Genomic DNA, 6476 nt, shown 5'->3' with positions numbered 1-6476 from the left:
GTGGTGGTGGGGGCGCTGGGGGTGCTCATCGCCGGATCACGCTTCCTTTCGCATGCCGCGGAGCTGCACGACATAGGCGATGACCATGGTCACCAGGCCCATGACGATCGCCACCGTCGCCGCGTAGTTGTGCTGCCGCCCGGAGAAGGCCAACGAGTAGGTGAAGAGGTTGGGCGTGAAGTCGGTGGTGATCGCGTTGGGCACCAGGTTCTGCAGGATGCTGGGCTCGTTGAACAGTTGGAAGGTGCCGATGATCGAGAAGATCGTCGCGATCACCAGCGCGCCGCGGATGGCGGGCAGCTTGATCGCGGTGATCACCCGGAGCTGGCCGGCGCCGTCGATCTCCGCCGCCTCGTAGAGGGAGTTCGGGATCACCCGCAACGCCGCGTAGAAGATCAGCATGTTGTAGCCGACGAACTCCCACGTCACGATGTTGCCGATGGAGGCGAGCACCAGGTCGGGCGAGAGCGGGTCGGGCAGCGAGACGCCGAAGGCGTCCTCGATGTTGCCGACCAGCCCGAAGCGGCTGCCGTACATGAAGCTCCACATCAGCGTGGCCACCACGGCGGGCACGGCGTAGGGCATGAAGATCGCGATGCGGAAGAAGTTCCGGCCGTAGAGGCGGCCGCTGTCCAGGGCCAGCGCCACCAACAGGGCGATGAACAGCATGATCGGCACCTGGACGACCAGGAACAGGCTCACCCGGGTGAGCGAGTCCCAGAACTGGGGGTCCTGCAGGGCCCGCTGGTAGTTGTCCAGGCCCACGAAGCTGGTGCCGCCGACCAGTTGGTCCCGGTAGAGGCTGAGGTAGATCGAGTAGGCGATCGGTGCCAGGAAGACGAGGGCGAACACGGCCATGAAGGGGCCGATGAAGCCCCAACCGGTCCACGAGCGCCCGCGCTTGACCCGGCGGCTCGGGCGCCGGGGCGCGGCGCGTCCCGCCATGGAAGGCGGTGACAACGTTGTCATCTGTTCTTTCCTCGCCTCTCGTCCGGGTGTCCGCACGATCGGTGTGTGCGTAAACATCGCGACGTGTGCGGATATGCGAGCCCCGTATGTTTACGTAAACATCGATTTCGCGTGATGTTTACACTGCCCCCAGGTAGGCGTCAAGGGCCGGACCGCGATACTGAGACCTACGTAACCAAACAGAGACGCGCAGATCCGCACATGGACCGGCACGGAAACCACGGCAGACGGGAAGTACCGCTGATGCAGACCAGAAGGCGGCGAGTGTCCATGGCCGACGTCGCCCGGCTCGCCGGGGTCTCCTCGCAGACCGTCTCCCGGGTCTCCAACGGACATCCGGGCGTCGTGGAGACCACCAGGCAGCAGGTGCTGGCCGCCATGAAGGAGCTCGGCTACCGACCCAACAGCGCCGCCCGCGCCCTGAAGCGGGGCGAGTTCCGCACCATCGGCATCATCCTGTTCACCCTCTCCACCACCGGCAACGTCCGCACCCTGGAGGCGATCTCGTCCTCCGCCGCGCAGGAGGGCTACGCGACCACGCTGCTGCCGGTGGCCGTCCCGACCCAGGACGGGGTGCGCGGCGCCTTCACCCGCCTCGGCGAGCTGGCGGTGGACGCGGTGATCGTGATCATGGAGGTCCACCTGCTGGACGCGGCGACCGTCTCACTCCCGCCCAACGTGCAGGTGGTGGTGGCCGACTCGGACGCCGGCGACCGCTACAGCGTGGTCGACACCGACCAGGCGGGCGGCACCCGGGAGGCCGTGCGCCACCTGCTCGATCTCGGCCACCGCACCGTCTGGCACCTGGCCGGCCCCGAGGAGTCCTTCGCGGCCGAACGCCGGACCGCCGCCTGGCGCGCCACCCTGACCGAGGCCGGCCGCGCGATCCCGCCCCTCGTCCGCGGCGACTGGTCAGCCGAGTCGGGCTACCGCGCCGGCCTGCGGCTGGCCGAACAGCCCGACTGCACCGCGGTCTTCACCGCCAACGACCAGATGGCGCTCGGCCTGCTCCGCGCGCTGCGCGAGAAGGGCCGCGCGGTGCCGGAGGACGTCAGCGTGGTCGGCTTCGACGACATCCCGGAGGCCGGCTCCTTCATGCCGCCGCTCACCACCATCCACCAGGACTTCGCCGAGGTGGGCCGCCGATGCGTGGACGGCGTGCTGCGCCAGATGCGGGCCGACACGACGGAACGCGGCACCACCCTCGTGCCGACCTGGCTCGTGCGACGCGACAGCACGGCGCCGCCGCCGGCGGAGGCGTCAGGTCGGCCGGCGGAGTAACGAGGCGTGGGGCGTCCCGCCGTCGTGGGCGTCGGACGTCGGAGCGGGCCCCCAAGAACGGTGCGGCCGGAGGGATTCGAACCCTCACGCGCGTGAGCGCACTGGGACCTAAACCCAGCATGTCTGCCAGTTCCACCACGGCCGCTCGCCTGCCCCGTCATCCTAACCGCTTCACCCGCCCAGGAGTCGGGTCGCCGTGTGGATGGCCAGGCCGGCGAGGGCGCCGATGACCGTGCCGTTGAGGCGGATGAACTGGAGGTCGCGGCCGATGTGGAGTTCGATCTTGCGGGAGGTGGTGCGGGCGTCCCACGAGGAGACGGTGTCGGTGATCAGCGCCGTGATCTCCTTGCGGTAGCCCGAGACCACGTGGATCGTCGCCTCCGTCACCCAGCCGTCGAGCTTGGCGCGCAGCCGTTCGTCCCGGCTGAGGCGGGCGCCGAGGGTGAGGATCGCGGTGCGGGCGCGGAGCCGGAGCGCGCTGCGCTCGTCCTCGGCGGCGGCCAGGATCATGGCGCGCACCGTGCCCCAGGCGGAGGCGATGAGCTCCTGGATCTCCGGCCGGTGCAGCAGGTCGCCCTTGAGCCGCTCCACCCGGGCCCTGGTCTCCGGGTCCTCCTGGAGCTGGCGGGCGAAGTCGGTGAGGAAGCGGTCGAGGGCGCCGCGCGCCGGGTGGTCGGGGGAGTCGCGCATCTCGGCGGCGAACCGCAGCAGTTCGCGGTAGACGCGGTCGCCGACGCGGCGGTCGACGAAGCGTGGGGTCCAGCCGGGGGCGCCGTCCTCCACGGCCGCCAGCACGGAGTCGCGGTGCTTGACCAGCCAGTCGTGTGCCTGGGCGCAGAGCAGGTCGACGGCGCGGTGGTGGCCGCCGTCGGTGACGATCCGCTCCAGCACCCGGCCGAGCCCCGGGGAGATCTCGATGGCGTCGGCGCGGCGGGTGATGGCCTCACCTATCACCGCCTGGACGTCGGCGTCGCGCAGCACGGTGAGGCCGCCGCGCACGCCGGTGGCGAGTTCGGCGGTGACCCGGTCGGCGTTCTCCGGCTTGGCGAGCCAGCCGCCGAGCCGGCGGGCCAGGCCGATGGCCTGGAGCCGGGCCCGCACCACGTCCTCGGCGAGGAAGTTCTCGCCGACGAAGTCGCCGAGGGACTCACCGAGTTGGTCCTTCCTGGTGGGGATGATCGCGGTGTGCGGGATGGGCAGCCCCAGCGGGCGCCTGAAGAGCGCCGTGACCGCGAACCAGTCGGCGAGGGCGCCGACCATGCCGGCCTCGGCGGCGGCCGCCACATAGCCGGCCCAGGCGCCGGCGCCGCTGTGTTCGGCCCAGGTGGCCAGCGCGTAGGCCACGGCCACGAACACCAGCAGCCCGGCGGCCACCGTCTTCATCCGGCGCAGGGCGACCAGTCGTGCCAGGTCACCCGCCGAGAGGCCGTCGCCCGGCCGTGCCTTCGATCCCGCGTCCATCCGGTCCATTCGTACATTGTCCCGTGCATCGGTCCTGATTTCGGAGGGTGACCGAGGCCTCACCCGGGTGGGTGAGCCGGCGTGGTCGGATCGTGGGATCATGAGCCGGTGGGAGTGGTGACGGGACGGCGGGAATTCGGCCTGCTGGCGGGGGCGACGGCCGTGGTTCTCGGGGTGCTGGTCGCGGTGGGCACGGGGCAGGAGGCACCGGCCGCCGGTGAGCGCCACGAGAAGCTGATCGCCGAACCACCCCCGACACGGAGCGTGACACCGGCGGCCGGTGGTGAGTGGGTCGGCACCTGGTCGGCGGCGCCGACCGGGCCCGAGCCCGGCACCGACGGCGGCCTGCCCGACCGGTCGATCCGCAACGTGGTGCACACCTCGGTCGGCGGCGGCGAGGTCCGGGTGGAGCTGACCAACCAGTACGGCGGCCGGTCGGTCGGCTTCTCCAACGTCACGGTGGCGCTCTCCGCCGACGGCGGCCCGAACGCGTTGCCGGGCAGCATGCGCCGGCTGACGTTCGGCGACGGCACCTCGGTGCTCGTGCCGCCCGGGGAGCGGGTGCTCAGCGATCCGGTGCGGCTCGACGTGCCGGCGGACGCGGACCTGCTGGTGACGGTGTACGCGCCGGAGGCGTCCGGCAGCGTGACCCAGCACCGGATGGCCCAGCAGAACAGCTTCCTGGCGACGGGCGACGCGGCCGGCGAGGAGTCGGGCGCGGCGTTCACCGAGGTCACGGGGGCCTGGCGGTACGTCAGTTCGGTGCAGGTGCTGAGCCAGACGGCGGAGGGTTCGGTCGCGGTGCTCGGCGACTCGCTGACGGACGGCATCACCTCGACGCCGGGCGCCAACCGCCGCTGGACGGACCTGTTGGCGGAGCGGCTGCGCGCCGAGCCCGAGGTGCCGCGGCTCGCCGTGCTCAACCAGGGCATTAGCGGCAACCGGCTGCTGCTCGACGGCGACCCCACCCGGCAGTACAACGGTGCCAGCGGGCTCCGCCGCCTCGGCCTCGACGTGGTGCACCAGGCCGGGCTGCGCACGGTCGTGCTCCAGTTGGGCATCAACGACATCTCCGCGCCGCCGCAGCAGACGGATCCGGCGGCCGTCGTGGCCGCGATGCGCGAGCTGACGGCGGAGGCCCACGAGGCCGGTCTCCGGGTGGTGGGCGCCACGCTGACGCCGTTCGCCGGCCACGGCAACTTCACGGCGGAGCGCGAGCGGGTGCGCCAGTTGGTGAACGCGGAGATCAGGGCCGGCGGCGTCTTCGACGCGGTGGTGGACTTCGATCTGGCGCTGCGCGACCCGGCCCGCCCGCAGTCGCTGCTGCCGGCCTACGACTCGGGCGACGGGCTGCACCCGAGCGACGCCGGCTTCGCGGCGATGGCCCACGCGGTGCCCCTGTCCGAGTTGGTGCCGGACATCGAGGAGCAGGCGCTCTAGCCTGGCGGGCTCCCGGGGATCAGCGGGGTTCGATCTCGACGCCGACCGCGAGGAGCGGTTCGAGGAGCCGGTCGAGGTCGGGCACCGAACGGCGCGTCACGTCGTAGTCGTGCCAGACGAGCCGGAACGGCGGCCGGGCGCCGAAGCCGCCGGCCAGGCAGTCACGGAGGGCGTCCGAGCCGGCGCCGAAGTAGCCGCCGGGGCCGTTGATCGCCTCGCCGAGCGCGCAGTAGAAGGCGGCGCGGTCGGTGACGGAACCGCCGGCCACCTGGTAGTCGCGGCCGGGCGGTTGGTCGTCGAGTGGCGGGACGCCGGGGGTGGAGGCGTGGATGCGGGCGGCCTCCAGCCAGCCGGCGCGGTGTGCGGGACCGTCGGTGGCCCAGCCGCCAGGGGCGGGCGGGAAGGCGCGGCGCCACGCGGCCCAGACGGCCTCGGCCGCCGGGTGCGGGTAGCGGAAGAAGAAGCCGTTGAGCAGCAGGTCCAACGTGCCGTCGGCCGCCGGGTGTTGGGCGAGGACGGTGGGGCCGCCGACGTAGTAGGCCCCGATGGGCTGGCCGTCGTCGGTCCTGATGACGACTTCGACGTCGGGGAGTTCGCGGCGGCGGGGGCGGTCGAGGAGCCGGATGAGCTCGGGTTCCAGCACGCAGCCGAGGAGTTGGAAGGGGCGCCAGCCGCCCGGCTCGGGCTCCTCCTCCTCCGGGGTCGAGAAGAAGCCGGTGAGCTCACGGGCGTGGGCCAGCGGCGGGCCGGCCGCCTCGTGGCGGAGGAGAAAGCTCATGGGTGTCACCCTCGCATGCGATGGTCAGCGGAGCCGGTTGGGCAGCACCCCGCCGTCCGGGAACCAGGGGGCGGGGAAGAGGAACGGGCTGCTGTAGTCGTGGTTGAGGACGAAGCCGAGGCGACCGTCCGGGCGTTCCAGGATCCGGTGGTTGGTGCCGGGCACGTCCCATTCGAGCGAGTCGCGCCACTGGGGGCGTTGCCGGTCCGGCACGTCGTCGGCGCGGTGGATGGTCTGCCGCCCGGTGTTGGGGTCGATGCGCGGCGTGCCGCGGCCCATCCGGATGTTGTCGTACTCGCGGACGATGGAGCCCGGGATGCGGTGCGGGTCGGAGAGCCGGGTCGGCGGGTGGGCGGCCAGGCCGAGGGGGTCGCTCCAGGTGTGCGGGTTGTGGACGTAGCCGTAGTGGTGCGGCGCCGGGGTCAGGCCGAGCGGGTCGGGGGTGGCGTAGCGGGCGGTGGCCGGGTCGTAGTGCCGGAGGAAGTTGTAGTGCCAGCCGGTCTCCTCGTCGGCGTACTGGCCGGGGAACCGCAGTGGGGTGTCGGTG

General features: G+C 72.1%; 6 protein-coding genes and 1 tRNA gene. 2 read left to right on the top strand and 5 right to left on the bottom strand.

From position 1 onward, the window contains the following. Positions 1 to 36: 36 nt before the first annotated feature. Positions 37 to 969, bottom strand: coding sequence for a carbohydrate ABC transporter permease (locus E1283_RS29395; RefSeq protein WP_132821206.1), 933 nt, complete (start codon positions 967 to 969; stop codon positions 37 to 39). Between the two features lie 270 nt (positions 970 to 1239). On the opposite strand from E1283_RS29395, the gene E1283_RS29390 reads away from it, so the two are divergent. Beyond that, a complete protein-coding gene (locus tag E1283_RS29390) occupies positions 1240 to 2250 on the top strand; it encodes a LacI family DNA-binding transcriptional regulator (protein WP_165956294.1) in 1011 nt (336 codons plus the stop codon). Between the two features lie 61 nt (positions 2251 to 2311). Here the strand turns inward: E1283_RS29390 and E1283_RS29385 are convergent. Both E1283_RS29385 and E1283_RS29380 read right to left on the bottom strand, forming a co-directional pair. After that, positions 2312 to 2395: transfer RNA gene (locus E1283_RS29385), tRNA-Leu, on the bottom strand. Positions 2396 to 2421: 26 nt separating this feature from the next. Continuing rightward, on the bottom strand, positions 2422 to 3720 hold the full coding sequence (locus tag E1283_RS29380) for a DUF445 domain-containing protein (protein ID WP_132821204.1): 1299 nt from the start codon (positions 3718 to 3720) through the stop codon (positions 2422 to 2424). Between the two features lie 99 nt (positions 3721 to 3819). Between E1283_RS29380 and E1283_RS29375 the strand changes: the two genes are divergently transcribed. Next, positions 3820 to 5151 (top strand): SGNH/GDSL hydrolase family protein, encoded by a 1332-nt coding sequence (locus E1283_RS29375; protein ID WP_341829960.1) that lies wholly within the window; start codon positions 3820 to 3822, stop codon positions 5149 to 5151. Between the two features lie 19 nt (positions 5152 to 5170). On the opposite strand, the gene E1283_RS29370 is transcribed toward E1283_RS29375, so the two are convergent. Further along, positions 5171 to 5929, bottom strand: a complete 759-nt coding sequence (locus tag E1283_RS29370; RefSeq protein WP_132821203.1) for a barstar family protein — start codon at positions 5927 to 5929, stop codon at positions 5171 to 5173. A gap of 24 nt (positions 5930 to 5953) precedes the next feature. Continuing rightward, positions 5954 to 6476: RHS repeat-associated core domain-containing protein (locus E1283_RS29365; protein ID WP_132821202.1), on the bottom strand; the 523-nt coding region annotated here is incomplete at its 5' end.

It is taken from the genome of Streptomyces hainanensis (assembly GCF_004348415.1).
GTDB lineage: Bacteria > Actinomycetota > Actinomycetes > Streptomycetales > Streptomycetaceae > Streptomyces > Streptomyces hainanensis.
Note: the sequence above shows the minus strand (reverse complement) of the source record. Positions and strands in the feature narration are given on the sequence as shown.